The sequence below is a fragment of the Sorangium sp. So ce321 genome (genome assembly GCF_051530195.1).
Lineage (GTDB): Bacteria > Myxococcota_A > Polyangia > Polyangiales > Polyangiaceae > Sorangium.
In genome coordinates, this window is sequence record NZ_CP150329.1 from 7,227,015 (window position 1) to 7,253,636 (window position 26,622).

The window sequence follows — 26,622 nt, forward strand, 5'->3', positions numbered from 1 at the left end:
GTCACGTCACGTCACGTCACGCGCCGATCGTGGATGGCTCGTAGCGCGTCACCCAAGCCTTGATCTGCAGCTCGCCGAAGATGAAGCGAGGCGCCACGAACCCTGCCTGAGCCAGGAGCGCGAAGACCTCGGCATCCGAGGCAGGGAGCCGCAACGACGCCAGGGCCTTCTGCCGTTGCTCCGCCGCCTCGGGCGGCCGCCCCTCCGCGAGGGCCCGCCGGTCCTCGACGGCCCTCAGCAGCGGGTCGTCTCCAGTCCGACAGGCGATCACGAAGGGCGCCCCCGGCGTGAGCCGCCCGGCGATCTCCCGCAAGAGCTGGAGGCGCGCCTCATCCCCCGGGACGTGGTGCAGGACGCCGATCATCTGGGCGCCGTCGAACGAGGGCCCGCGCGCGAGATCGCGCAGCTCGCAGGCGTGCAGGCTCGCACGCTCGACGAGGCCCTCCGCCGCGACCTTCTCCCTCGCGACGGCGAGCATCTCCGGCGACGGATCGACGCCGGTGAAGCGGACGCCGGCCCCCGCGTAGCGCGCGAACGGCTTCACCTCGCTCCCGGTCCCGATGCCGACCATCAGCAGCGACGCAGCCTCCTTGTCGGCGAGCGCCGCGGCCATCACCTCGGCGATGACCTGGTGCATGGCGCCATAGCCCGCCCACATGCGGTGCACTTGGACGTCGTAGCTCAAGGCGCGCTCGCGCCCGAACGTCGCTGTGTGGTCTCCGTGCTCGTGCGTCTTCATCACGCCTTCTCCCTGGCTGACGGTCGCCCGGACCGCCTGCAGAAGGAGTAGCGCCCTTCGCGCCGCCTCGACAGGGCGGGGCTTTCGATCCGATCGGCGGGGGTTTCGGTCGCGGCCCCCGCGCCGGGCAAGGCGTCCGGCGCCGCGTCAGCCCGATGAGGAAGATCCCCGCTCCCGCGACGCCGCCTCGGCGCGGTGGACCTTGCGTTCGTGCGACCGGGGGTGTCCAATCTGCCACCTTGCCGAGCGCGACGCCGCCCGCGCGCCCCCTCCAGCCCTCCCCGCGTGGCGAGCCCGATACGACCGGAATCTCTCTCTCACCCCAGGAGAAGCAGCATGCGAATCACCATGTCGCCCCAGGACTACGCCACGGCGTTCCGCCTCCTCTCCGAGACCTCCAGGCACCCGGAGAACATCGCGGAGGCGATCCGGCAGCGCATCGTCCCCGAGCTGCCCGATAGCCCGTCTCTGCTGGACGTCGGCGCCGGTCCAGGCGCCGTCGCGGCGCGGCTCGCTCCCTCCTTCGGCGCCATGACCCTGATCGAGCCGAACGCCGCGCAGCTGGGCTCGTTCGCGCCGGCCGGCGCGGAGATCGTCCGCGACGTGTTCGAGCGGTTCGAGTCATCCAGTCGGTACGACCTGGTCCTGTGCTCGCACGTGCTGTATCACGTACCCGTCGCGCAATGGGGCGGCTTCATCGACAGGCTGCTCGCGTTCGTGCGCCCGGCGGGGTACTGCGCCATCGTCCTCGGCGCCGATCGGGGGCAGAACTACGAGATGCACCGCGATTTCACGTCGACGGTCATCGACAGCTCCGTGCTCATCGAGGCCTTGCGCGGCAAGCAGCTCGCGTTCGACGTGATCGGGAGCCACAACGCCTACACCGCGGCGACCTTCGAGGACATGGTCACGCTGTGTCGCTTCTTCGTGCTCGCGGACTGCGTCTCCGCCGAGCAGCTCGCCGCGATGACGGAGGCAGAGGCGCGCGAGCTCGACGCGAAGATCCGCGAGCACGCCGCGCGGTGTCGGACCGAGGACGGGATATATAGGCTGAGCCAGGAAGATGACATGATCATCCTCCGCCAGGGGGCATCGCTCTCCGCCGCTGCCCCGTCTGCCACGAGCTGACGGGCGTCGCCCGCGTCGCGGCCCCCTGGCGCGCGGCCGCCCTACCCCGCGACGGACAACCGATCTCCGTTGCCGTGATACGACAGCGCGCCCCGCGTGAACCCTCCATCATGGACCCCGAAGCCGGCGCCCGCGACCGAGCGCGCGAGGGCGCCGACCGCGTCCGCCGCGGCGATCCCGCCCATGAGCGCCACGCCCGCGGCGCGGCGGGCCCCGCCGATGTCGGAGAGCCCCTGGCGGCCCACCGCGCGGGCGCTGAAGCCGAGGCGCACGGCGAGCACGAGCAGCGGGGAGAGCGGGCCCAGGCGGCTCAACCACCGCCACGCCGGGGGCAGGAAGGCGCGGCCGAGGTGCGGGGTCATCTCCACCGTGTCGGCGCCGCGGAGCAGGCGCAGGCGAAAGAGCTCCTCGGCGCCATCGGGGAAGCGGTGCGTCGTGTGCGCCCGCGGCTCGAAGCGGACGGGCACGCCGTCGGCCTCGAGGCGCATGCCGAGGATCTGGCAATGGCCGCGGTAGATGCCCTCCGCCGGGCGGTAGCGCCGCGCGGCGAAGACCTCGCGGCGAAAGGCCACGTTGTTCGCGTAGAAGTTGCGCGTCGCGCTCTCGCCGAGCGGGCTCGGAAAGTACATGAAATCGATCGACGTGGCGGCGATGCCCAGAAGATCATCGCGGTACGTCGTCCGCCCCGCCACGACGCGCGCCTCGGGATCCGAGAGGAACGGCGCGAACAGGCGCTCGAGCCACGCCGGGTCAGGCCAGCAATCGGCGTCGCCAAAAGCCACGACGTCGGCCGTCGTCGCGTCGAAGCCCTGGTTCTTGGCCTCGTAATAGCCCGTGCCGTCCGCGATGCGGACGAACCGGACGCTCCTCGCCGCGGCCGCCTCGAGGCGCGCCTGATCGCCCTCGCCGAGGCCGTCGTGGGTGATCACGAGCTCCCGGAGCTCGCCGAGCGGGAACGACTGCGCCGACAGGTGGCGGAGCAGCCGCTCGAGGCTCGCGACGACGCGCGCGGGGTCGCTCGTCCCACGCAGGTTGTTGGTCTCCAGGACCAGGGCGGTCGTCAGGGCGACAGGGTGAGCTGCCGCGGGGGCCGGATGTGAATCGTGAGACGTCATGGATGAACCTCCTGAGTTGCTGTCTTGTTCGATGGCTTGTTCGATACGAAGCGAGCCGGGCGCGCCGGGGGTACCGAGGGCGCGAGCCCGGCGAGGACATCGGTCCACACGCCGTGGATGGCGGAGACCACCGCGGCGGGAGAAGGCCTGTCGAGGGCCCTCGGGCCCCGGGCCGCGAGCTCGGCCGCGGCCTCGCGCAGGCGGCACGCGAGCGCTCCGGGCGCGGCGAGCTCCACCGTCGCGAACGCGGCGCCCGAGGCCGCCGGGGTCCCCGGGGACGAGGAGAGGAACCGCACGTTCTCCCGCTGCTCGGGCTGGTCGGTCAGCAGCGCCAGGAACGGCACCCCGAAGAGCCGCGCCATGCCGACGGCGCCCATGCCCGGCGCGGACACGAGCAGGTCGGCCGCCGCGGCCACGTCGGCGAAGCGCGCGTCGTAGGGCCGGAAGCACGGGTGGCGCGCGAGCCCCTCGGCCACCCCGTGGACGACGTACCCCTCGGCGGCGAGCGCCGTGGCGAGCGCCGTCGCGAGCGCGGGGTCCGCGAAGTGCGGGTTCAGGTACACGGCCGCGAGGCGGCGGTCCGCGCCGACGCCGAGCTCGGCCCGGACCTCCGCGGCCGAGCGCCCGGGCGCGGCGATGAGCGGCAGCAGGCGGTAGCTCCGCCGCGACGGGTCGCGGTCGCCCGCGAACGGCGCGTCGAACGTGTGCTCGATCCGCGCGTGGGCCCGGTCGCGCAGCGCGCGGACGAGGGCGCCGTACCCGCGGTCCACGAGCGCGGGGCAGCGCCCATGGAAGTTCCCCTCGATCGCGCGCCACAGGTTCTCGCCGTGGACGTGGACCACGGGGCAGGGCAGCGCGTGCGCCCCGCCGTTCCCGCGCGCTCCGGCGAGGAGCAGGAGCGGGTGAAAATCGTTCACCACGTACGACGCTCCCCGGCACAGCGCCGAGAGCCGCGCCAGATCCCTCGGGCCCCGGCTCGGCGTGACGATGTACCGGAGCACGCACGCCTCGGTCGCGGCGCGCGCCATGTTCTGCCGCGCGTCGAAGGCGACGCTGTAATGACACGACAGGACCTCGCTCGGCGCGCCGAGCGCCGCGAGGAACGCCCTTCCCTCCTCCGACGTGGTGACCAGGGTCACGCGCACCCCGACCCGCGCGAGCAGGCGCCGCGCGAGGTGAGCGCGCATCAGATGACCGCGGGCGTCCGCGGCCGCGAGCCATACGATCCGCATCGCAACCTCCCTCCACACGGCAGGTTGCGACCCCGGCTTGAAAAGCGCGCTACACGCCGGGTGAATCGTCCGTGGGCTGCGTGTGGACGCCGTGTGAAACGAGCGGCAGCCGGATCGTGAAGCAGGCGCCCTCGCCGGGCGGCGACGCCGCCTCGAGCGTCCCGCCGTGCGCCTCGACGATGGCCCGGGCGAGCGCGAGGCCGAGGCCCGTGCCCCGGCCGGAGCTGCGGCGCGTGAAGAACCTGTCGAAGACGCGGGGCAGGTCCTCGGCCGGGATCCCGGGCCCCGTGTCCGTCACCTCGATCTCGCACGCGCCGCGCTGCACGCGTACCTGGGCGCGCACCCGGGCGCGCACGGCGCCGCCCTCGCCGGCGAAGGAGGCGGCGTTGTCGAGCACGTTCTGGATCGCGGACTCGAGCCGCCCCGGGACGCAGCGCACGCGCGCCTCGGCGACCTCGGCGTCGACCCGGAGCGACGCGTGCCGCGGGTCCTCGCGGAGGGCGCGCGCGAGGCCCTGCACGAGCGCGCCGACGTCGACCTCCGCGCGCTCCTCGCCCGGCAGGCCCGCCTCCGCGCGCGCGAGCTCGAGGAACTGCGTCACGAGGGCGTCGAGCCGCTGGCTGCTGTCGTGGAGCGCCCGGCCGAGGCGCTCGGCGCGCGCCGCGGGCAGATCGCCGCCGCCCCGCATCGCGTCCGCGGCCGCGCGCACGGCGGCGACGGGGCTCTTGAGCTCGTGGACGAGGTCGACCATGAAGGCGTGGTTGCTCCGGCCCTGCTCGGCGATCGCGGCGAAGAGCGCGTTGAACGCCGCGGCGAGGTCGCCGATCTCGCGCGGCGCGCGCGCCGTGATGGCCTCGCCGGACAGCGGCGCCTCGGCGCGGCTCAGCACCTCGTCGCGCAGCGCCTCGATCGGCCGCACGACGCGCCGCACGAGCAGCGCGCAGAGGGCGAGCCCGGAGAGCAGCGCGTAGAGCGAGAGCTTGAGGAGCGGGTAGCGCACGTCGTAGAGCGCCCGGATCGCGCGCGGCGAGCCCCGCTGCGCGAGCACGACGCCGGGCCCGTCCCCGGCGTCGAACCGGAGCGCCGCGTGGCAGACGAGCAGCTTGCCGCCGAGCGCGCCCGAGCACCCCTCGTCGCGGCCGCGCTCGAGCGCCCGCCGGACCTCGGCCCGCTCGGGCAGCGGCGCGGCCGCCTCGTCGTGGTCCCGGAGCGTCGGGGCGCCCTCTGGGCCGAAGAAGAGGTCGCCGGCGCGATCGCGCAGCGACGCCGCCGGCTCGCCGTCGCGATCGGCGAGCACCCGGCCGCCGCCGTCGAGCACGCGGACGCGCGCTCCCTCGCGCGCGGCGGCCTCCTCGATCGACGCGAGGGCCGCGGGCGGCGCGCCGCGGCTCGCCTCGACGGCGCCGCGCGCTGCCTCGGCGGCGCGCCGGGCGTCCGCCAGCATCCGCCCGGCCTCGAGCTCGTCGAGCTGGCGCGCGCCGAAGATCACCGCGACGGGCGCGAGCACCACCGCGATGACAAGGGCGTAGGCTCGGCCGCGCAGCGAGGTCCGCCGCTCGACGACCCCGGCGCCCTCCCGCAGCGGGGCGACGTCGGTGCGCCCCCGGAGGGCGCGCAGGGGACGGAGCGCGCGCACGCGGATCGCCTCAGGGAGCGTCCCGGTAGCGGTAGCCCGCGCCGATCACGGTCTCGATGCCGTCGAAGGCGGGGTCGACGGCCTCGAGCTTGCGGCGGAGGCGGCGGATGTAGGTGTCGACGAGGCGCGCGTCGACACGGGAGTCGTCCCCGCGCGCGAGCTCGAGCAGGCGGTCGCGGGAGAAGACGACGCCTGGCCGCGCGGCGAGCGCCTCGAGGAGGCGGAACTCGGTCAGCGTGGTGGCGATCGGCGCGCCGCGGTAGCGCACCTCGAGCCGGTCCAGGTCGAGCTCGAGGAGCCCGATCGCCACGGCGGCGCGGGCCCTCTCCGCCCCGGCGTGGAGCGCCTGCCGGCGCAGGAGCGCCGCGACGCGCGCGAGCAGGACGCGGGTGCTGAACGGCTTGATCACGTAGTCGTCGGCGCCGAGCTCGAGGCCGAGGGCCTGGTCGATCTCGTCGTCGCGCGAGGTGAGCAGGATGATGGGCACCGGGTTGCTCGCCTCGCGCAGCCGCCGGCAGAGGGTGAACCCGTCGAGGCGCGGCATGTTCACGTCGCTGATCACGAGGTCGTGCCGCTCGGCGCGGGTGAGCTCGAGGCCCTCGGCGCCGTCGCGCGCCGAGGTGACCGTGTGCCCGGCGTCCTCCAGCGCGAGCGCGAGCAGGTCGACGAGCGCGGCGTCGTCCTCGACGAAGAGGATCTTTGCCATGGGGACAGGGGCGCGATTATCGCCGAGGTGAACCGCGCCGGGGGCGCATTTCGGGCGCGCGTCGCGGGGGGCGCCGCCCTTCCCTCCTCCGAGGGGGCGGCGTGGCTCGGCGCCGAGGGAGCGGCGTGGGCTCGGGAGGAGGAGCTCGGCGACGCCGGACCCCTGGCGCCTGCGACGTCAACGTTCACTCCTGTGATGGCTCCTGTCCACGGCGCGCGTCTCCGAGCCGAACTCGAAGACCCACTCGGCCGACTGCCCCGAAAGGAGGAGGCAGTTGTGCTTGACGAGATCGTCAGGCGCCTGCGGCGTGCCGTGGCGCGCGAGGTAGCCGGGTGAGGCATAGACCATGCGGCGGTACGACCCGATCTTGCGCGCGACACGCGCCTCCTCGAGCTGCCGCGCAAAGCGCACCACGACGTCGAAGCCCCCGCTGGCGACATCCACGAGGCTGTCGGAGAGGGAGAGATCGAGGCGCACCTGCGGGCAGCGCTCCGCGAACTCGCTGAGAAAGGGCGCAATCTTCAGGATGCCGAACGAGACGGGCGCCGATACGCGCAAGAGCCCCTCGGGGACCCGGCTCACGCCGTGCATCGCTGCCGAGGCCTCGTCGGCGGCCGCGAGGATACGCTCGCAGCTCTCGTAGAGCCTGCCCCCGTCCTCGGTGAGCGTGAGGCGCCGCGTCGAGCGGTGGAGCAGCCGTACGCCGAGCCGCTCCTCGAGCGCGGCGAGCCGCGCGCTGACGACCGACTTCGAGAGCCCGAGCGCGCTCGCCGCGCCCGTGAAGGACTTGCGCTCCACCACGCGCGCAAAGATCGCCATCGAGAGGAGGTCATCCAGGGAGGTGGTCACCATTGTCCTGTGGGCCGAACAGTGTGATCGGCGCATGGCTCTACTCGGACGACGCAAGGCGCGTCATGTTCAGTCCGCCCGCGCTTCGCGGCGCCACCACCTTCGCAGAAAAGTCATCTTCGACCCAAGGAATTCTCATGAAAACGACCATGATACTCTCCCGCTCGATCCTCGTGACGGCGCTTGGGCTCACCGCCTCCTTCGTCGCTTGCGGGGGCGACGACGCCACGAACAACGGCGGCGGCGGCGACAGAAGCACCGGCGGCGCCACGCCAGAGCTGACGTTCCTCGCCGAGTTCAACGAAGGGCAGGTCGAGCTCCCCGAGGGGCTCTGGGTCACTGCCGATAGCAAGATGGCCTATGTGGGCCATGCCCTGACCGGCCAGATCATCGCCGTCAAGCTCACCGACAACACGGTGGCCGACTTTGCCGCCGTGCCGGCGCCTCCCCCGAACAAGGGCTTCGTCACCGGCCTCACTCAGTCTGCCTCCGGCGATCTCTATGTGGGCGCCGCCACGCTCGACTCGGCCGCGTACAAGCCTGGCATCTACAAGGTCCCGGCGACGGGCGGCCCGGTGACCACGCTGTTCGCCAGCGATACCACCATGAACGTCCCCAATGGGCTCGTCTTCGACAAGGACGGCAATCTCTTCGTCACGGACTCGGCCCTGGGCGCGATCTTCAAGATCAGCCCGGACGGCGCGACGGTGACCAACTGGATCACTGATCCCCTGCTCCTCGGGGACATCGCCCCTACGAATCCTTGCAAGACGGTCCTCGGCGTCCCGTTCGGCGCCAACGGCCTCGCGCTCTCGAACAACGCGTTTTACGTCACCAACACGGACAGGGCCACGCTCGTCAAGATCCCCATCAGGGCGGACGGGACCCCGGACGCCGCGGTCGAGCTCTCGAAGTCAGACCCGACGACATGCCTACCTCTCAAGGGCGCCGACGGCATCGCCGCTGACGCGGATGGGAGCATCCTCGTCGCGGGTAACGCCGGCAACGCGCTCGTCCGCGTCGGGCCCGAGGGGGATGCGACCGTGCTCGTCGAGGAAGGGTTGCTCGACGGGCCAGCGAGCGTCGCGCTCGCCACGTTGCATTCGAAGAAGTACGCGCTCGTCACGAACTTCGGTCTCATCACGCTGCTCGCCATGAAGACCCCCCGTACGGGGCTGCTCTCTTACGGTCCGCTCCAGTGAGCGCTGGCCCGGTCCAAGGCCGCCCGATTCAGGCCTGAAGACCGAGAGTCAGCTCAGCGGTCAGCGAGCCGCTCATCCTGGATGAGCGACGCCATGCCCTGGTCGGCCCGGTCATGCTCAGGCAGCTACGGTCCCGGCCGACGCGCGTCGATCAGCGTCCACGCGCTCCAGTGCGCGTAGCGCCCCGACGCGTGCGCGCGGCGCCACCCGCGCTCGACCAGCGCCGCCGCCAGCACCTCGCGGAACCATGCATGGGTGACCGCGAGCACGCTGCCGCGCTCCGCCGCGAGCTCGCTCAGCCACCCGGCCGCCTCGCCCGCCCGGCGCCGCGTCTCGGCGGGCGGCGCCTCGGCGCGGAGCGCTCCACGCACCTTCCTCAGACCGATCGCGAGCGCCCACACAGCGAGCGGCACCCGCGCGTCGCCGAGCGGCGGGACCGGCTGCTCCATCTCGCGCAGCAGCGCCGACGTGGGGATCTCCGCGCCGGGGACGAGCAGCTCGGCCGAGGCGCGGGCGCGCGGCAGATCGCTCGCGACGACCACGCCCGCCTGCCTCGCCAGGGCCTCGAGCGCGGGCGGCGGCCGCTCCCCCGGCAACAGGCCCGCGGCGTCGTACGCGTCGCGCCAGCGCTGGAACCCGGCGGCGTCGATCCAGCCGGTGTGGACGTGCCCCGAGCGGCCGTGTCGCACCAGGATGATGCGCGCGCTCACCGTCGGCCCTCGCGAGGCGCGCGCAGCGGAATCGCGGCCCCTCGCCCGCCTGTCAGAGCGCGGCTCGCGAGCGCGGCGCCGCCGTTCGATGGGACGTCGCGCTCGTTCCGATCATCAACCGCCTGCTCCACGCTGCCGGTGACGGGCCGAGCAGCTCAGCGCGCGATGGCCTGCGCGATGGTCTCGATCATCCGCGGGATGGCCACGGAGATGAGGATCCCGAGGTTCGCCCGCTTGTTGTCCACCAGCATGCCCTGGAGCAGCTTGCCGTGGTTGAGGACCACGACGGTGTGGTTGCCCACCATGTCCATCAGGTAATACCGCCCGAGCGGCGGGAAGTTCGAGTCGCGCAGCGAGCTGTCAAGCTCCTCGGTGATGCGCGTGAAGAGGGCCACCGCCACCGGCTGCTGGTTGAAGCCGGCGAGCGACAGGCCCGCCGAGCGCTCCCAGATGTCGGTGGCCAGCAGCCCATCGCGAAGGATGCTGCGGAGATCATGGACTGCGGCCTCGAGGACTTTGGTATCGATCATCGTGCTTCCGTGGCTCCTGGGCGCGCGCGCCCGCGTTGAGAAACCGGATTCTTACAGCCCGCGCACGGTCGTCTCGAGCGCCTCCTTGAGCTGCTCGAACGCCCGCGTGGAGAGGGCCTCGTCGCCCACGGTCCCGAGGCAGAAGCCGCCTCGCGTCGTGCGCGCCTCGACCCAGGACATCATCTGCGCGCCCAGCCACAGCGCGCCCGCCGTGGCGTCGACGCCGGGGATGCTGCGGACGCCGACCAGCGCCGACAGCAGCGGGCCCACGAGGGACACGTGCGCCTCGGAGATGCCGTGCGCCGCCAGCGTGAGGCCGTTGTCGTCGGCGACGAAGGCGCCCACGCACGCGTGGTGATCGAGCGTCCAGGCGACGAGCGTGTCGAGCCGGTCGGCCGGGTTGTCGGAGGTCTGCACGAGGCGCGGCACCTCCTTCGGCGCCTTGGGCGCGGCCTTCACCGGCGCGGGCGCCGCCGCCGCCGCCGGCGCGCGCGCCGCCCCCATCGCGCTCACGAGCCCCGCGGGCTCGCGCGGCCGCGTCGGGGCCACCCGCGCGAGCAGCGAGCTCACCCGCTGCGCGTCAGTCCACGAGACGGATCGGACCGTCATTCTCCCCTCCTGCCGTGGTGCCCATGCGCTCCTCGATCTCGGCCACCAGCTTGTCGAACACAGCGGAGACCGCCGGCGGGCGGCGGCTGAGCAGGCCGAGCGGCACGCCCGCGCGGCTCGCCTGGAGGAACGTGCTGTCGCGCGGGACCGCTGTGTCGAAGACCTGCTCGCTGTAGAGGGACCACAGCTCCTCCAGCGAGGCCAGCATCACCGGATCGCGGAACGAGCTCATGGTGCCGACCACGCCGAGGAGGGAGCAGCCGGAGCCACCCTCGCGGAGCCGCGCCAGGAGCTCGAGCATCCGGGGCAGCGCCCGCAGCGCGAGCGGCTCGCACTGCACCACGGCGATGACGCTGTCCACGGCCTCCAGCGCGAGGCGCGACATCCCGCCGAGCCCGGCCGGCGTGTCGAAGATGACGAGGTCGAAGTCGCGCTCGCTGCTCTGCAGGATGCGCCGCACGATGTCGGCCTCGCGCGCGTTGATGGCGAAGCGGTCCTCGTCGAGCGCGTCGACGGGGCCCATGGGCAAGAGACAGAGCTCGGCGACCCGCGTCTTCACGAGGCCCTCGAGCGGAGGGCCGCCCCGCGCGAGGTTCGCGGCCAGGCCGGCGCGGTCGCCGACGCCGTCGAGCGACATGCCGATGGCGCCTTGCAGATCCGTGTCGACGAGGAGGGTGCGCGCGCCTCGGCGCGCGAAGGCGAAGGCGCAGTTGAGCGCCACGGTCGTCTTTCCGACTCCGCCCTTGAGGCTGGCGTATGCGATGGATCGTGTCATCTTGGGTATCCGAGCTTGCGTAGCTGTTCCAGGTTAGCGCGCACGAGGCTGGAGGCGGGGTCGAGCGCCGAGAGGTCGTTGAGCACGCGGGCCGCCTCGCTGTAGCTGCGTTCCATCAAGAGGCGCCGCGCGTCGTTGTTGAGCTGCTTGATGCGGATCGCGACCTGCTCCGGCGAGGCGAGCGCGACCTCGAGCCGCCTCGACGAGATCGGCGGCGGCATCTCGACGCTGCCCTCGTCGAGGCGGCGCAGCGAGTCGAGCACCAGCTCCGCGAGGCTCTTGAAGATGGTGCGCTCCTTCGTCGAGCCCAGGGCCGGGGTGACGCGCACCCGCATCTCCGGGCGGACGAGCCGCGCGAACGCCTCCTCGCCCACGCCGAGGCCGTCGAACGCCGTCCATACCTGGCCGCGCCGCACCTCGATCAGCCCCACGTCGGCGGTCTCGTTGCTGACCACGAGCACGTGCGAGTCGCCGGACATGCAGATCATCTGCAAGAAGTCGACGGTCACGAAGTTCATCCCGACCGGCGCCGATTGCGCGCCCGCGGCGTGCGCCATCAGGATGAGCGTCTCCTCGGCGATGGGCCACGCCACGCGCGTGGTGCTCACCGCGCCCGGGACCTCCACGCCCTCGTTCACGGCGAGCACCAGCCGCGTCGTGCGTCGGAGCAGCTGCGCGACGGCGTCCTCCGGCGCGCCCGGGAGCGACGGCGCGTAGATGATGAGCTCCGCGTGCGGCGCGCCATCGAGGGAGTGCTCGAGCTCCTCCCAGGTGGCGGCGCCGAGGGCGCTCACCGCCGTCTGCCCGGCAATGACACGAATGCACCGCATGCGCTCGCGCAGATCGGGCTCAGCGACCACGACGATGGGCATCCGGTCAGCCCCCGAGGTCGCGGTCGCGCAGCGCTCGGCGCAGCATGACCGCCACCGCGTTATCGCCCGGGCGCATGCGCGCGCAGGCTTCGAATGCTTCGACGGCGTCGTTGAAGCGGCGCTGCACGAACGCGGCGGTGCCGCGGGCGAACGCCTCGCGGTAGCGCCGATCCTCCTCCGTCTCGACCACCTGCAGCCTGAAGGGCGCGCTCTCGGGAGGAGGCTCCTGCGATCGCCGCTCCAGCCCGCGCTCCGGCACGGTCGGCGGCGGCGGCTCCATGGCCCCCTCCGGCATCGTGTCCATCGCTCGCCGCCAGGACTGGGGCGTGCGCTCGCTGAAGGGCGACGCCACCTCCCTCCCCGTGTAAAGGCCGACCAGCACCTGCAGCGTGCGGAGCCGCCCGAGAGGGCACATCTGCACGATATCGTCAAATGTCGAGGCGCCATCGATGTACCGCGCCACGAGGAGCGCGTCGGGCGAGCGGCCCGCGGACACCGGGATGGGCCCCGCCACCTGATCCAGGCCGCCGAGCCGCTTGGCATAGGCGCCGGCCAGGAACTCTTTGATCCGCTCGATGCTCGTCTGCAGCTCGCGATCGCCCGGTGATTCCGAGCGCGCCCGGTACAGCACCGCCAGCGCCTCCTCGTAGCGCTTCTCACGGACAAGCCGCACGACCTCCTCTCGCACCGGTAAGCTCTTCGGGATCGCGCGGCTCTCAGGTTCCGTCACCAAGGCAGGGTCGTATTGGTCTTTCACGGCACAACTCGGCAAGTTACATGCCTCACCTGCCAGCATTCAAGCTGTTTGGTTGCTCATTCACGGCCGCGGTCGCCTGCGCCATCCACCCGCTCGCCATCGTTCAGGTGCGAGCGTGTGGGATCGGCGAGACCCCACCTCACGATCATGGGCGCTGCGACATGGGCCCACGTGAAGGCCACGGAGACGCAGACGGGCGATGAAGGCGACCCACCTCCGCGCTCCGCGGGTCGAGGCGCAGGGCGCTCTCGGGCCCCTCATTTAAATGAGGCGTCAGCCGATACCCGGTACCGAACGTCAGTGTCACACATCGGCGCCCATTCACCCACCCAGGCCGATGTTTTCAACTCCGCAATGGAGATCTCTGAAGATAGCGGATGCAGCTTACGCCGAACTTGCGCTAGAGTGGCTTCACCGAGCGAGAACACCCCCCAACGTTGCAAAACGCCTGAGGTGGTTCGATAGAAAATTTCAGAAATGCAAGCTCGGAATGCAGATGGGGAATGCATGAGGGGTAGGCTTGTTGCAGGATTTCAACCCGGGTGGGATCCAGCAGCATTCATTTCGGTACCCCATGGCCTTGGCCTGAGGCCTGGCGAGGCGCTCGGTGAGCGCCTGGATGGCTGTAAACAGAGGGATAGCTCGATCAACCGACACAACTAGCCGAAAAAGGAGATCGCTTATGCGGCAGGTCTTGCGGCACATTTTCGAGAAGAAGCAAGCGTACGCTCGTCTACCCCTGTTCGAGCACATGCGTGACGAACGGGTCGATGCGTGCGAGCGGCTCGCCTTCTATCCGTGCATGGCTTTCTTCATATTGAGCTTCGGGGATCTGAACCGGTTCGTGCTGCGGGAGGAGCCCCCGGCGGACAAATACCAGGAGATGGTCAACGTCCACAGCCACGAGGACGATCACCACTGGCCGTGGTACCTGGAGGATCTCGAGAAGCTCGGCTTCGACGCCGAGGCGCGGGGTACGGAGTGGCTGCGCTTCCTCTGGGGCGAGGAGACGCTGCAGAACCGGATCCTCACCGCGCGGCTCACCGCCCTCCTCAAGGGCACGACGGGCCTGGAGCGGCTCGTCATCATCGAGGCGATCGAGGAGACGGGCAACGTCCTCTTCAGCGCGATGCTCCCCCTCGCCGAGGAGATGGAGAAGCGCCTCGGCACGCAGCTGCGCTACTGCGGCACGTTCCATTTCGAGCGTGAGTCGGGCCACACCGTGGACGCCGACCATGCTCAGCTCGCGCGCATCCCGCTCGACGCGGAGACGAGCGCGAGGTACATGGCGCTCGCCGACGAGGTGTTCGCGCTGTTCGAGCCGTGGACGCACGAGCTCTTGCAGTACGCCCTCGCGCACGGCGTGAACGTCCCCGTGTCGGACTCCGACTCGGACGGCGAGAGCCGGGTGATGGTCCGGTCGTCGGTGCTCGCCGCGGAAGGAACGCGGTTGAGCCTCGTCGGGTAGCGACTGCACGCCCCCCTCCACGGCTCCCCTCCACAGCTCCCCTCCACAGCTCCCCTCCAGCACGCATCCCGCGCCGAGCGCGCCTCGAGGCGCGGATGCAGTCCTTTCACGAATACCGCCATCCGAGCGCGATGCGCCGGATCACGACGCCCGTGGAGCCGCTGCGCCCCGGCGATCTGTGGTATGGCGGCCGCCCTCGCTCGTTCACGCCACCAGCACGGCGCGGAACCGCGCCTTGCCCTGGCGGGTGTGGTCGAGCGCCTCGTTCGCCTCGGCCATGGGGAACAGCTCGACGACGGGCTTGATCGCGTGCCGCGCCGTGAAGGCCAGCATCTGCGCCGTCTCGACGATGGACCCCGGGATCCCGCCGGCGACCACCTTCTCGGAGGTGAGCAGGGAGAAGGGGGCGAGCGCGATCGGCCGCTCGGGGACGCCGACGATGCATAGCTTCCCCTGGGGTCGCAGGATCCCGAGATAGTCGTCCCAGGGCAGATCGGCGGAGACGGTGCTCAGGACGAAGTCGAAGGACTGGGCCGCCTTCCTCAGCTCGTCGGTGCCCTTCGTGGCGATGAAATTCGTCGCCCCGAGCTCGCGCGCGAGCGCCTCCTTGTCGCGCGATGAAGAGATCGCCGTCACCTCGCAGCCCCATTTCGCCAGGTACTGCAGCGCGAGGTGGCCGAGGCCTCCGATGCCGACCACCGCGACCCGATCGACGGGGCGCACGCCCTGGCGCAAGAGGGGCGCGAACACCGTCGTCCCGGCGCACAGGAGCGGGGCCGCGTGCTCGGACGCGATCGCGTCGGGGATGGGATAGACGAAGCGCCAGTCGGCCGCGCGCACGTGGGTCGCGAACCCGCCCTGGTGCCCCCGCATGACGGTGTCGACGCGCTTCGGGCAGACGTTCTGCTTGCCGCTCTCGCACCACTCGCATTGCATGCACGAGCCACAGACCGCGCCGAAGGCGACGCGCTGGCCGACGCGGAGGCGCGCGGGGTCGACGCTCGCCCCGACCGCGGCGACGGTGCCGGCGATCTCGTGGCCCGGTACGAACGGGTACTTCGTCACGCCCCACTCGTTGTCCACCATGCCGACGTCCGTGTGGCAGATACCGCAATGGGTCACGGCCACGTCGACCTCGCGGGGACCGAGCTCTCCCGGCTCGTACTCGAACGGCAAGAGGCGAGCCTTTGCGGCCCCGGCAGCGTGGGTTCTGAAGCTCACGGCGTCACCTCCGACGAGTTCATGTCATCATGTGATGACATCGGAGGAATGGCACCCTGGTCGACCCGTGTCAACGAACGCTCGCGAATTTCGTCAGCAGTTGATGACTTGGCTCGACAGAGCGAGGGGACACGGGCAAGATCCCGCCCGGATGTCTACCCAGCGGAGAGCAGCCACCCCGGGCCGCGACTCGGCGCGCACGCGATCCGCGCTGCTCGACGCCGCGCGCTGGCTCCTGTCGAGGCACGGCTACGACCAGCTCGGCACGCGGGAGATCGGGGCGCGCGCCGGCGTGGACGCGGCGCTCGTCCAGCGGTACTTCGGCTCCAAGAAGGCGCTCTTCGAGAAGGTCATCGAGGGGGCGTTCGACGTCCGGCCCCTCCTCTCCGCCTCGCCGCGCGAGTCGCTCGCCCGGCGCCTCTCGGAGATCGTCCTCGAGCGAAGAGACGACAGGGCGAGCTTCGATCCCGCGCTGCTGATCCTGCGATCGGCGACGAGCGCCGAGGTGCGCCTGCCGCTGTCGCGCGCCCTGGAGCGCGAGTTCGTGGAGCCCCTCGCGCGCGAGCTCGGCGGCGCGACCGGGCGGCCCCGCGCGATCGCCGTGCTCGGCGTGCTCGCGGGGGTCTACATGATCGACAACGTGCTCGGCATCGAGCTGCTGGACGCGCCGCAAGGCCGACGCCTCCTGGAGGCGCTGGTGCGTACCTGCCTCGACGGCGGCGACTGAGGCGCTCCGGCTCGATCGTCCCGCGCCTGGGCGGGCACCACGCGCTTCCCGGCGGTGTCGCCAGGCCACGCGCCTCGACGGCGGCGAGGCCGTCGACGCCGTCCACGCCACGCCACCTTCAGGGGACGGACGCGCGGGGGGACAGTCGCCCTGGATCCGGCCCCTCGGGCGCCGGGCGGAAGGCCGCCCGTCCGCCGAAGAAGACGAGCAGGCCGAGGGCGATCCAGACGATCTCCTTGGCGCGCTTGATGAGGACGAAGGCGGCGCCCACCGTCATGGCGCCGGGCACGCCGAGCGCGCCGAGAAAGGCGACATAGCCTGCGTCCTGCACGCCGAGCCCGGCCGGGACCATGAAGGCGGCGGCGCGGAGGAGCGCGAGGACGACCTCGAACGACAGGACCTCGGCGAGCGAGACGTCGACCTTCAGCAGCCGGAGGATGAAGAGCGTCTCCAGCCCCTCGGCGAGCCACATCCCGACGAGGAGGAGCACCGCCGCGGCGAGCGCGCCGCGACGCTCGCCGAGCGCGGCCGCGTGCCGGTCGGTCGCGGCGAAGGCCGCGGCCCTCGCCTCGACGTAGCCCCTCACGCGCCGGCCGGGCAGCCGCCTGAGCTGCGCGAACACCCGCGACGCGACCGTGCCCGAGAAGAGCGCGCCCGCGAGCGCGAGCGCCGCGGCGAGCAGGCCGAGCCCCGAGAGGACCACGAGCCAGGGGAGCCCCGGCGCGCCGAGCAGCGGGATCGAGGCGCGCTCGAGGTGCGCGAAGCCGAGCGCGAGGGCGATCCCCACGTAAACCGCGTTCGCCAGCAGGATCAGCGACCGCCGCGCCGCGATGCCGGCAATGCCCTGCGGGCCGGGGACCCCGCACCACCGCTGGAGCAGGTAGAACGTGACCGACTCGGAGAGGGCGGCCCCGGCGGGGACGCTCATGTTCAGCGCCTCCGTCGCCAGCGTGAGCGAGAGGTAACGCGTGAACGGCGCGGGCCGCCCGGGCGAGCCCGTGTTGTTGAAGACGCGCCGGCTCGCCTCGGCCTGGAGCAGCCGCGCGGCGAGGTTGGGGAGCAGCGCGAGCGCCATCATCGGCGCGCCCGCCGAGGCGATGAGCGCCGCCACGCCGGGGAAGTCCGCGCCCCGGAGCGTGCTCCACATCGCCGCCGCGGCCACGGCGACGCCGAGCCACTTCAGCGCGACGGCACCCGCGCGGGAGCGCTCCCTCGCGCCCGCGCCGGAGCGCTCGATCGCGCCCGCGCCGGAGCGCTCGATCGCGCCCGCGCGGGAGCGCTCGATCGCGCCGGCGCGGGAGCGCTCGTTCGCCCCGGAAGGCGGCTTGTCGCTGGCAAGGACGGTCATCGCACGATGGCGCCCGGTCCGTTGCCCGGGCGGGTGCTCGTATCGCGCATGTCCGTCTCGCCCCCATGACACGCGCGCAACTCCGGCGCGACACATCCAGGCACGGCGGCGCGCGCGCGGCCAGCACGGTCGCGCCGCCGTGACCAGGTTGACCACGCGCGCGCAGGTCGCGCGACTGCCACGCTCGATTCAGGGCGCCATCGCGTGATGAGACATCGAATCAGGACGGCGCCGCGCGCTTCCGCGGCGCCCGGCCGTCGAGCCGCGCGCCGCGAGCCGCCGCGCCGTCACGTCGCCGCGCCGCCGGGCGCGCTCGCGTCCTGCGTCACCCGGATGCGCGCGATGAACTCGCCCGCCTCGCCGAGCGGCGACCCGAGCGGGGTCAGCGTGACGCTGGCCTCGAGCGCGCGGCTGTGCGGGCTGACGAGGCGGCTCCGCGCGACAGCGCGCGCGCTCGGGAGCGGGGGCTGGACGTCGACGAGCACCGACGCGACGTCGCGCCCGTAGAGGAGCTTCTCGTCCACGCCGAACAGATCGTGGGCGCTCGGGTTGGCGCCGAGGATCTCGCCCTCGCGGTCGAGCAGGAGGCAGGGATCGGCGATCTCGGCGAGCAGCGCCCTCGACCGCTCTTCCAGCTGCGACACGCTCTCCATCGCGATCACGAGCTCTTCCTCCAGCTGGTTCACCGACGTCTTCACGCCAGAGAGCGAGTCGTACATCCGCGCGACCGTGGCGGCGATCTGCCGGACCTCGATGGCCTCGAACGGCTTGCGGAGGATGAGCAGGTTGGGCGCCCACCCGAGCTCGCTCGCGATCGCGTCCCAGCTATAGTCGGAGTACGCGGTGCAGATCACCGTGTAGATGTCCGGCGCGACGCTCCAGATGCCCTTGATCGTCTGGATCCCGTCGATGCCCGGCGGCATGCGCATATCGACGAAGGCGAGGAAGTACCTGCTCGGGTTCGCCTGGACGAGGGCGATTCCATCCCTGCCCGAGTGGGCCGAGTCGATGGAGAACCTGAGCCCGTGGAGGAGATCCGGGGGCTCCTCGGGCAGCTCGGCGCCGAACAGGCGCGACTCGAGGGCTTGCAGCCCGCGGGTCATCTCCGGATCGTGGATCGACCTGGGCACGAGCATCCGCTCCATCAGCACATGGATGTCCGGATTGTCATCCACGACGAGGATGGGTCGACTCACTGGTTCCGAAAGCATGAAGTTCCTCTCACGTCACTCCGGCCCGGCCGCGGGCCCCCCGGGGTCTACCGCCGATTCCGCTGCTCGAGACGACGCCGGACCGCCGCGACGCGCAGCTCGGTCCGCGCGACGCTGGCCGCGGTGCCGATCACACCGGGCATCGCCGCCAGCGAGTCGAGGACCTCGTACGCGACCTCGAGCGGAAAGCTCGCGTCTTTCAGCCCGAGCCGCTCCCCCTCGCGCTCGACGATCTCCGCCGCCGCGGCGCTGCCGAGCGTCCGGCCGAGGAGCTCCACCAGCTCGGCGCGCTCACATCGAGGGGTGCTGTCAGGGGATCCCATGCCTCGCGCTCCTTGAGCCTCGCAACGTCACAACGTCACAACGCCGCGACGTCGCGCTCCGCAGAAAACATTGGACTCGCTGTCACGGGAGGTGTCAACAACCAGCGTGATCGCAGCCACATCCACGCAGTTGACTCAAACTCAATAGGCGTAATCCAGACCACACTGGAGCGACGGAGCCCCGGATCCATCGGGTCGATGGCGTCGAGGGGCCCGGGGCCAGCTCGTCCGCGCCGCGCGCCGGCGGCGCGCTCTGCCCCGACCCTTCGCCGCCTTCCTGCGGCGCGCGCGCAGCCAGGCGCCGGTACCGGGGCCGCATTGCCGCGCTGCGCCGGCGGGGTGTGGGCGAGCTCTCCAGGTGGGGCAGCGCTGGCGCAGGTTTCCTCCGATCAGCGGAGGTTGTGCGGGGTCCGCGCGGCGCGCGCGTGTGGAAAAGGCGCGCTCGCGCCGACGAGCGCTCGGCCCGCCGCCAGGATCGGCTATCGTCCGGAGTCGCCGCGGCGCACGACGGGAGAGCGCCCCGGGGGGCGTCCGGGCGAGCGCGGCAAGGACGTCGGAAGGAAGAGCGAAGGTGGCGACAGATCAGGACAGCATCGAGCGGCTCCGCGCGGAGAACGCCGGACTGCGCAAGGAGATCGAGAGGCTGCATGAGCAGCTCGGGCGCCGCGAGGAGCGGACGCGGCTCATCCTGCAGGCGGCCATCGAGGGACTCCATGTCGTCGGGCTGAACGGCGAGATCCTCGACTGCAATCCATCCTTCGCGAGCATCGTGGGGTACTCGCGGAGCGAGCTCCTGACGATGAACATCGGCCAGATCGACGCGCGGCCGCCGGACGAGGTGGCCACGGTCATCGAGGAGATCAAGGCCAAGGGCGCGCTTCGCTTCGTCGCCAGGCACATCCACAAGGACGGCCACGTCATCGATGTGGAGGTCAGCTCTCATCTCATCCGCAGCGGTGATGAGGAGTTCTTCTCCGCCTTCTCGCGCCCGATCACGGAGCAGCTGAGGCGCGAGCGGGCGCTGCGCGAGAGCGAGCAGAAGTTCAGGGCGATCTTCGATGAGACGTCGATGTTCATCAGCCTGCTCACCCCGGAGGGGAGCCTGCTCGAGTGCAACCGGACGATGGCCGCCTTCACGGGCGCTCGTCAGGGCGAGGGTCTCGGCGAGCCGCTCTGGGAGGCGCCGTTCTGGGGCGGCGCGGCCGGCGCGGACCAGCACATCAAGGCGTGTGTTCAGAAGGCCGCGTCGGGCGTGCCCTCCTCGTGCGAGGTGCAGATCCACGGGCCGGGCGGGCGCGTGGCGACGCTCGATCTCAAGATGAAGCCGATCCTCGACGCGTCGGGCGAGAGCGTCCTCGTGATCGCCGAGGGGTACGACGTGAGCGAGCTCCGGCGGGCCGAGGCGGAGCGGGCCACCCTTCAGGAGCAGATGATCGACGCGCAGGAGGCGACGATCCGGGAGCTCTCGACGCCGCTCATCCCGCTCGACGCGGGGATCCTGGTCATGCCCCTCGTCGGGCGGCTCGACCGGGTGCGGATCGGGCAGCTCCTCGAGCGGCTCCTGCAAGGGGTGGTGGCGCAGCGCGCGACGACGGTGATCCTCGACGTCACCGGCGTGCCGATGGTGGACGCCGAGATCGCGGACTCGCTGATCAGGGCGGCGCAGGCGGTGAAGCTGCTCGGCGCCGAGGTCATCCTCACCGGCGTCAGGCCCGAGGTCGCGCAGACGATGGTGGGCATCGGCATCGACCTCCAGGAGATCGTCACGCTGAGCTCGCTCCAGAGCGGGCTCCACCACGCGCTCGGTCGCTCGCGCGGCGATCGGAGGCCAGTCAGCGCGCGGCGCCGCGAGGTGTGACGGACACCTGAGCGCCTCCTGTCAGGGTAGCCGGCGCGCCGCGCCTCGATGGCCGCGCCTCCCGAGGCTCGTCAGCGGCGCGTCGGCTCGGCGAGCCAGCGCAGCAGCGCGTCGCCCTCGAGATCGAGCAGGGCGTCCTCCACCTGGACCGGTCCGATCGCCTCTGCGCGCTCCACGATCGAGCGCTCCTCCTCGACCGTGGGCACGCGCCCGACCCGCCGCGCGAAGAGGCGGCCGAGCAGCTCGGCGATGGCCTTCGCGGTCTGCTCGGCGGCCTGCTGCGCGGCCTGCTGCGCAGCTTGCCGCTCGGCCTCGACGATCATCTCTCCGATGGCCGGTATGCTCCTGAGCAGCTTCTTCTCCGTCTCCACATCCTCCATGTCCTCTACCAGCATGACGAGCTCCCTCCGTAGATCATGTCCCCAAGGATCGATGGCTGCCATCACCAGGAGCGCTATGTATAGCTCGACCCGCTCTTCGCCGGCCGCCCGCGCATGGATCTCCGCGACGATTCCCCGCATTGCCGCCGCGGTTGCGTCCCGAGCAAGCGGGGCGAATGCCAGCCAGAACACGCTGCCCCGCGCCTGTAGCTCAGCGATCGTGCGCTGGTAGACGGCGTCGATGTGGAAGTGCGTGCCGCTGAACCGCCGCTCCGGCCAGGCGGTGCGACGCTTGCCCGTCGCGGGCAGGCGCTGCCTGGGGCCCGAGAGGACGACGGCGACGCTCTCGATGGGCGGGACCGGGTCTCCTGGAGCCTCGGTGCGGAGCACGGTGAAGAGGAAGCCGAGATACTCGAAGATCCGATCGGGCACGTCGTCGCGCCACGCGAAGCAGAACTCGACGTGCAATACGCGCAGCTCGCCGCCGACGCGCAGGCGCAGCGCCTTGTCGAGGCGTCGCTCGAGCTTCGTGACCTGGGTGTCGATCCAGCCGAGGACCTCGAACGAGCGGTCCTCGGGGGCAAAAACGCGCGCCAGGTCTCCGGGGCGCCTTCGGGCGATGTGGCGCAAGGTGATGTCGGCGTTTCCCATGCGGCGCGCCATCGGCAGATCGCATGCCATGGGTCGGAGATGCGGGATTCAGCGTGGTACCAGCAAGCGATGCGTACTGCGGGACTGGCGGCGCCATGGCGGGCGGCGACTCGCCCTCATCGCCGCTGGAGCGTCGACGCGGTGGCCGCTACGCGCTGCGCCCGCGCGCCTCGCGCACCAGCGCGACCATCGCCTTGCGCACCTCGTCCGTCGTCGATACGGGCGCGTCGAACCCGAGCCGCGCCGCCTTCGGCCCCGCCGGCGTGATGACGTCCAGCTCGAAGCCGTAGCGATCGACCGAGGTCATCGTGGCGCCGGTCGCGTCCTTGATCCCGGCGAGCGCCTTCGCGTACGCGAGGATGGCGTCGGCGTGATCGGTGTTCATGTGCTCGAGGATGCGCGCGGCGTCGGGCGCCAGCGGATCGGGCTCGGCGGCCGCGTACTCGGCGGCCTCGACCCAGGACATCCGGCCGAACCCGCCGACATAACGGATCGACACAGGGTCGAGCCGGTAGAAGGAAAAGTCAGTGAAATCGACGTAGTACGAGGCGCGCGGGTGTGCCGCGAGGAACCTCGTCCGGGCGGCGGCCGCCTCCGCGCCCTCGAGCGGCCGACACGCGCCGATCAGCGTCATCCGCCCGAGCGCGAGCGGGTCCACCCGGCCGTCGGCGGCCTCGGCGAGGAGCAGCGACGCCTCGGAATGGACCTTGAGGTTGCCGGTGTGCTCGGCGAGCGCCGAGAGCAGCAGCAGCGGGCGCCCGTGCGCGTCCACGGCGACGGTGACGAGCGAGCCGTAAGGGTAGCCGGCCGGGTCCCGCGCGAGGGTGCACAGCGTGGCGGCGCGGGCCCGCTCCGCCAGGGTGCGGCAGCGCTCGGCGTGGCTCGGCGCCGGTGCGTTCTGAACGGGGTGCTCTGCCTGCGGGCCAGAGCGCGGCCGGCCGTGGTCTGTGCTCGTCGACATGGCAAGGCGGGTAGCACACCCGGAGGCCCGCTGTAACCCGCGTGCCACGCGCTCGACGGACTCGACAGCGCCGTCACAAAGACAACTCCACGATCGCGATCAACGAGGACGGCACGACCACGGGCAAGCTCGTCGGCATCCTCACGATGCCGAGAGAGCGACAGCACCTTCGATTCACGGTCTCTCGCGAGGACCCGACCACCGGATCCGACACCCCCAGGCGGCGGTCTCTATTGCCTTGACGAGACCGCATGGGTAAGCGAGCCAGCCCGACAGTTGACATGTCATCCAAAGCTCGATCTACTCTCCCGTCGCTCAACATCACTGGAGCCGGGGGTTCACTCGTCCGTGGAACATGATCCACACGTACGTGGATGGCGGGCCGGCTCGGTCAGGCTTTGTTCGGCGCTCTCGCTCCTGCTCGCGACGCTCTCGATCGTCCTCGGCGCGCCCACGCCGGCGCTGGCAGACGAAGCGCCGGCGTCGGTCCTGGTGTTTGTGTCGGACGACTCGACCGCGCCGGCCATGTCCGCGATCACCGGCGAGCTCCGGCAGGCGGTGCAGGCCGGGTGGAGTGGGCCGGTCACGTTCAAGCTCGAATACATCGACCTGTCGTGGTTCGATACTCCCGATTACGCGCGCGAGCTCCGCCGCTTCTACCGGGTCAAATACAGCAGCTACCACCCCGGCGTGATCGTCGCGCTCCGGCTCGACGTGCTCCGGGTCGTGCTCGATCTGCGGCGCGAGCTGTGGCCCGGCGTGCCCGTGGTCTTCCTGGCCGAGGACCAGGGCGCCGCCCTCGCGGTGCCCGCCGCGCCGGACGTCACCGGGATCTGGATCGAGTTCGCGTGGCTCAGGACGACGGAGACAGCCCTCCGGCTCTTCCCCGATACGCGAGAGATCGCGATCGTCATGGGCGCGAGCCCCTGGGAGCGCGCGCGCCGCGCCGGGCTCGCCAGCGAGCTCAGCCCCCTCGCCGACCGCGTCGCGCTCCTCGATCTCGCGGGCCTGCCCCTCGCCGAGCTCGATCGGCGCCTCGCCACGCTCCCGGAGGACACGCTCGTCCTGTTCGACACGTTCTACATGGATGGCAACGGGCAGCGCTTCGTCGGTCTGCAGGTCTTCGAGCGGGTCCGAGCGCACACCCAGCGCCCGTTCTTCTCAGTCCACGGCGTCGGGCTCGGCAAAGGGCTAGTCGGCGGGGTGATGGTCGACTACGGGCGGGTCGGGCGCGACCTGGGGGGGATGACGCTGCGGCTCCTCGGCGGCGAGCCCGCGTCGTCGATCCCGATCCGCGCCGCGGACGCGACGGAGCTCGCCTTCGACGCCCGCGAGCTCGCCCGCTTCAAGATCCCCGAGGATCGCTTGCCGCCGGGCGCCGAGGTCCGTTTCCGCATGCCGTCCTTGTGGGACCTCTACCGTCGGTGGGCGGTGGGCGCCGCGGCCGTGGTCACGCTCCAGGCCACCCTGATCGCCGGGCTCATCATCGAGCGACGGCGGCGGGGGCGCGCGCAGGTGATGGGCGACGCCGTGCTCGCTTCGATGGCCGGCTTCGTGGCCATCCTCGACCAGGCCGGGGTGCTGCGCCGCGCCAACCAGGGATGGTCGCAGCCGTCCCGCGAGGACGCGTGGGGGCCGCTCGCCGGCGTCACCGAGGGCCGGAGCTACCTCGAGGCGTTCCGGCAGGCTGCGGCGGCGGGCGACGCCGGTGCGGCGCGGGTCGTGGAGCTCGTGGAGGGGGTGCTCGCGGGGCGCGACGGCGAGGGAACGGTCGAGTACCACCACGTCGCTACGGAGCGCTGGATCGAGGTGCGAGCGCGGCGACTGTCGCTGGGGGGCGGTGGCGCGGTCGTCTCCCAGTTCGACGTGACCGGCCGGAGGCGCGCCGAAAACGAGGCGCGGGCGTCGCTCAGCGCGCTCTCGCACCTCAACCGCGTCGCGGCGATGGGCGAGCTCGCGTCCTCGATCGCGCACGAGCTCAACCAGCCGCTCTCGGCGATCCTCACGAACGCGCAGGCGACGGAGATCCTGCTGGGCCGAGGGGCGCCGGACGTCGCGGGGGCGAGCGCCGCCCTCGCGGAGATCGTCACCGACGCCCGGCGGGCCGGCCAGGTGGTGCGGCGGACGCGCGCGCTGATGAAGAAGGGCGAGGTGCAGATCGAGCGCTGTGACCTCAACGAGGCGGCGCGCGAGGTGGCGCGGCTCGCGGGCAACGACGCGCTCCTGCGCGGAGCGACGATCGTGCTGGATCTCGCGCCCGACCTGCCGGCCGTGCGGGGCGATGCGGTCCAGCTCCAGCAGGTGGCGCTGAACCTCATGTCGAACGCGCTCGACGCCGTCTCGGAGCGGCCGCACGGGGGCCGGCGCGTGATCGTGCGGACGGCGCGCGCCGGCGGCCGCGTGGCGCTCGCGGTGGAGGACTCGGGCGAGGGGGGCGCAGGCGACGACCCCGAGCGGTTCTTCGAGCCGTTCTTCACGACGAAGCCGGCGGGGCTCGGCCTGGGGCTCTCCATCAGCCGGTCGATCGCGGCGGCGCATGGCGGTCGGCTGTGCGCCGAGCGCGCGCCCGGAGGCGGCGTCGTGGTGCGCCTCGAGCTGCCGGGCGAGGCGGAGGATGAGGAGGAGCGATGACGGGCGTGAAGGCGAAGGTCGTGGTGATCGACGACGACGGCGCGGTGCTGCGGAGCCTGGCCCGGCTGCTCGACGTGTCGGGCTACGAGGTGGAGACGTTCGACGGGGCGGGCGCGTTCCTCTCGTCGGTCGCGCCGGAGGCGCGGGCCGGCTGCGTGATCGTGGATCTTGCGATGCCGGACCTCGACGGGCTCGCCCTGCAAGCGGCGCTGCGGGCGTCCGGGTGCCGCCTGCCGCTGATCTTCATCACCGGGCACGGGGACGTTCGGTCGTCGGTGCAGGCGATGAAGGAGGGCGCGGTGGACTTCCTGCTGAAGCCGCTCGAGGCGGGCGAGGTGCTCGCGGCGGTGAGGCGCGCGATGGAGCGCGACGCGCGGGCGCGGGCGGCGCGGGCGGAGCACGAGGTGCTCGCGGCGCGGCTCGACGGGCTCACGCCGCGCGAGCGACAGGTGTGCGAACAGGTCGCGCTGGGGCGGCTCAACAAGCAGATCGCGGCGGATCTGGAGCTCACCGAGTCGACGGTGAAGCAGCACCGGGCGCACGCGACGGCGAAGCTCGGGGTGACGTCGGCGGCGGAGCTCGCGGCGCTGCTGGAGCGGCTCCGCGGCTGGGGCGGGTGAGCGCAGCGCCGGGAGCCGGGCGCTGCCCGGACGAACGTGCGGCGCTCCGGCTACCGCACAGATAGCGACGCATTTCAAGCTGTCTCAATGGACAATAGGCCGAGCCTCGGCGTCGGCGTTAGGGTCGCCGCGCGCGTCCGGGCCACGGTCCGCATCGGCCTGGCCGCCCCGATAGCGACGGAGAGCCCTCATGAGCCCGATGATTCAAGGCGTGTACGCCACCCGAACGCAATGAGGCACATCGAATACGGCACGTCGTTGCAGGGTCGATCGAACCTGCTCGACCCAACGTCGAGGCTCGAGCGCGACGCGGGCATCGGTCGGCCGCACGGGCCGGACGCCGAGGGGAAGAGCGGCGGTCAC

Annotated in this window: 25 protein-coding genes; 7 read left to right on the plus strand and 18 right to left on the minus strand. The window is 71.9% G+C overall.

All coding sequences use genetic code 11. From position 1 onward, the window contains the following. Positions 1-16: 16 nt before the first annotated feature. Positions 17-739 (minus strand): class I SAM-dependent methyltransferase, encoded by a 723-nt coding sequence (locus tag WME89_RS26505; RefSeq protein WP_438011859.1) that lies wholly within the window; start codon positions 737-739, stop codon positions 17-19. Positions 740-1,075: 336 nt separating this feature from the next. Here WME89_RS26505 and WME89_RS26510 point away from each other — a divergent pair, with 336 nt between their 5' ends. Then, positions 1,076-1,867 (plus strand): class I SAM-dependent methyltransferase, encoded by a 792-nt coding sequence (locus WME89_RS26510; RefSeq protein ID WP_438011860.1) that lies wholly within the window; start codon positions 1,076-1,078, stop codon positions 1,865-1,867. Positions 1,868-1,908: 41 nt separating this feature from the next. Here the strand turns inward: WME89_RS26510 and WME89_RS26515 are convergent, their stop codons facing one another. The 5 genes from WME89_RS26515 to WME89_RS26535 all read right to left on the minus strand — a co-directional run bounded on the left by WME89_RS26515 (position 1,909) and on the right by WME89_RS26535 (position 7,375). Next, positions 1,909-2,982 carry a glycosyltransferase gene (locus tag WME89_RS26515; protein WP_438011861.1) on the minus strand — a complete coding sequence of 358 codons (1,074 nt, stop codon included), beginning with the start codon at positions 2,980-2,982 and terminating at the stop codon, positions 1,909-1,911. Further along, positions 2,979-4,214 (minus strand): hypothetical protein, encoded by a 1,236-nt coding sequence (locus tag WME89_RS26520; protein WP_438011862.1) that lies wholly within the window; start codon positions 4,212-4,214, stop codon positions 2,979-2,981. Before WME89_RS26520 ends, WME89_RS26515 begins: the two co-directional genes overlap by 4 nt. Positions 4,215-4,263: 49 nt before the next feature. Continuing rightward, positions 4,264-5,850 carry a sensor histidine kinase gene (locus WME89_RS26525; RefSeq protein ID WP_438011863.1) on the minus strand — a complete coding sequence of 529 codons (1,587 nt, stop codon included), beginning with the start codon at positions 5,848-5,850 and terminating at the stop codon, positions 4,264-4,266. Positions 5,851-5,860: 10 nt separating this feature from the next. Then, the gene (locus WME89_RS26530) at positions 5,861-6,556 is read right to left on the minus strand and encodes a response regulator transcription factor (protein WP_438011864.1); all 696 of its coding nucleotides are present in this window, start codon (positions 6,554-6,556) and stop codon (positions 5,861-5,863) included. A 177-nt stretch (positions 6,557-6,733) separates the two neighbouring features. Continuing rightward, complete coding sequence (locus WME89_RS26535; protein ID WP_438011865.1) at positions 6,734-7,375, minus strand: LysR family transcriptional regulator; 642 nt, start codon at positions 7,373-7,375, stop codon at positions 6,734-6,736. 167 nt (positions 7,376-7,542) lie between these two features. On the opposite strand from WME89_RS26535, the gene WME89_RS26540 reads away from it, so the two are divergent. Beyond that, the gene (locus WME89_RS26540; protein ID WP_438011866.1) at positions 7,543-8,607 is read left to right on the plus strand and encodes an SMP-30/gluconolactonase/LRE family protein; all 1,065 of its coding nucleotides are present in this window, start codon (positions 7,543-7,545) and stop codon (positions 8,605-8,607) included. 125 nt (positions 8,608-8,732) lie between these two features. Here WME89_RS26540 and WME89_RS26545 read toward each other — a convergent pair whose 3' ends face one another. From WME89_RS26545 to WME89_RS26570, 6 genes are all read right to left on the minus strand, one after another. After that, positions 8,733-9,317, minus strand: coding sequence for a hypothetical protein (locus WME89_RS26545; RefSeq protein WP_438011867.1), 585 nt, complete (start codon positions 9,315-9,317; stop codon positions 8,733-8,735). A gap of 155 nt (positions 9,318-9,472) precedes the next feature. After that, the gene (locus WME89_RS26550; RefSeq protein WP_438011868.1) at positions 9,473-9,847 is read right to left on the minus strand and encodes a hypothetical protein; all 375 of its coding nucleotides are present in this window, start codon (positions 9,845-9,847) and stop codon (positions 9,473-9,475) included. Between the two features lie 51 nt (positions 9,848-9,898). Further along, positions 9,899-10,456 (minus strand): hypothetical protein, encoded by a 558-nt coding sequence (locus WME89_RS26555; RefSeq protein ID WP_438011869.1) that lies wholly within the window; start codon positions 10,454-10,456, stop codon positions 9,899-9,901. Beyond that, positions 10,428-11,231: a ParA family protein gene (locus tag WME89_RS26560; RefSeq protein ID WP_437617386.1), complete on the minus strand. Its 804-nt coding sequence runs from the start codon at positions 11,229-11,231 to the stop codon at positions 10,428-10,430. The genes WME89_RS26555 and WME89_RS26560 overlap by 29 nt, the downstream gene beginning before the upstream one ends. Beyond that, a complete protein-coding gene (locus WME89_RS26565; protein WP_438011870.1) occupies positions 11,228-12,103 on the minus strand; it encodes a DUF4388 domain-containing protein in 876 nt (291 codons plus the stop codon). Before WME89_RS26565 ends, WME89_RS26560 begins: the two co-directional genes overlap by 4 nt. 4 nt (positions 12,104-12,107) lie before the next feature. Beyond that, positions 12,108-12,776, minus strand: coding sequence for a TRP-like protein (locus WME89_RS26570; RefSeq protein ID WP_438002523.1), 669 nt, complete (start codon positions 12,774-12,776; stop codon positions 12,108-12,110). Positions 12,777-13,542: 766 nt separating this feature from the next. Here WME89_RS26570 and WME89_RS26575 point away from each other — a divergent pair. After that, positions 13,543-14,328 (plus strand): hypothetical protein, encoded by a 786-nt coding sequence (locus WME89_RS26575; RefSeq protein ID WP_438002524.1) that lies wholly within the window; start codon positions 13,543-13,545, stop codon positions 14,326-14,328. A 204-nt stretch (positions 14,329-14,532) separates the two neighbouring features. Here the strand turns inward: WME89_RS26575 and WME89_RS26580 are convergent, their stop codons facing one another. Beyond that, on the minus strand, positions 14,533-15,549 hold the full coding sequence (locus WME89_RS26580) for an NAD(P)-dependent alcohol dehydrogenase (RefSeq protein WP_438002525.1): 1,017 nt from the start codon (positions 15,547-15,549) through the stop codon (positions 14,533-14,535). A 151-nt stretch (positions 15,550-15,700) separates the two neighbouring features. Here WME89_RS26580 and WME89_RS26585 point away from each other — a divergent pair, with 151 nt between their 5' ends. After that, the gene (locus WME89_RS26585) at positions 15,701-16,276 is read left to right on the plus strand and encodes a TetR/AcrR family transcriptional regulator (RefSeq protein WP_438002526.1); all 576 of its coding nucleotides are present in this window, start codon (positions 15,701-15,703) and stop codon (positions 16,274-16,276) included. Between the two features lie 118 nt (positions 16,277-16,394). Here WME89_RS26585 and WME89_RS26590 read toward each other — a convergent pair whose 3' ends face one another. The 3 genes from WME89_RS26590 to WME89_RS26600 form a co-directional block, all read right to left on the minus strand. Further along, a complete protein-coding gene (locus WME89_RS26590; protein WP_438002527.1) occupies positions 16,395-17,624 on the minus strand; it encodes a lysylphosphatidylglycerol synthase domain-containing protein in 1,230 nt (409 codons plus the stop codon). A 287-nt stretch (positions 17,625-17,911) separates the two neighbouring features. After that, positions 17,912-18,835: a PAS domain-containing protein gene (locus WME89_RS26595; protein ID WP_438002528.1), complete on the minus strand. Its 924-nt coding sequence runs from the start codon at positions 18,833-18,835 to the stop codon at positions 17,912-17,914. Positions 18,836-18,882: 47 nt separating this feature from the next. Further along, positions 18,883-19,158: a hypothetical protein gene (locus WME89_RS26600; protein ID WP_438002529.1), complete on the minus strand. Its 276-nt coding sequence runs from the start codon at positions 19,156-19,158 to the stop codon at positions 18,883-18,885. 571 nt (positions 19,159-19,729) lie between these two features. Between WME89_RS26600 and WME89_RS26605 the strand changes: the two genes are divergently transcribed. Beyond that, a complete protein-coding gene (locus WME89_RS26605; RefSeq protein WP_438002530.1) occupies positions 19,730-21,016 on the plus strand; it encodes a PAS domain S-box protein in 1,287 nt (428 codons plus the stop codon). 71 nt (positions 21,017-21,087) lie between these two features. Here WME89_RS26605 and WME89_RS26610 read toward each other — a convergent pair whose 3' ends face one another. Then, positions 21,088-22,047: a hypothetical protein gene (locus WME89_RS26610; protein WP_438002531.1), complete on the minus strand. Its 960-nt coding sequence runs from the start codon at positions 22,045-22,047 to the stop codon at positions 21,088-21,090. Positions 22,048-22,195: 148 nt separating this feature from the next. Further along, positions 22,196-23,008: a HugZ family protein gene (locus tag WME89_RS26615; RefSeq protein ID WP_438002532.1), complete on the minus strand. Its 813-nt coding sequence runs from the start codon at positions 23,006-23,008 to the stop codon at positions 22,196-22,198. Positions 23,009-23,356: 348 nt separating this feature from the next. Between WME89_RS26615 and WME89_RS26620 the strand changes: the two genes are divergently transcribed. Together WME89_RS26620 and WME89_RS26625 are read left to right on the plus strand one after the other, a co-directional pair. Beyond that, complete coding sequence (locus WME89_RS26620; RefSeq protein WP_438002533.1) at positions 23,357-25,639, plus strand: ATP-binding protein; 2,283 nt, start codon at positions 23,357-23,359, stop codon at positions 25,637-25,639. Next, positions 25,636-26,259, plus strand: a complete 624-nt coding sequence (locus WME89_RS26625; RefSeq protein ID WP_438002534.1) for a response regulator transcription factor — start codon at positions 25,636-25,638, stop codon at positions 26,257-26,259. Before WME89_RS26620 ends, WME89_RS26625 begins: the two co-directional genes overlap by 4 nt. Positions 26,260-26,622: the final 363 nt, after the last annotated feature.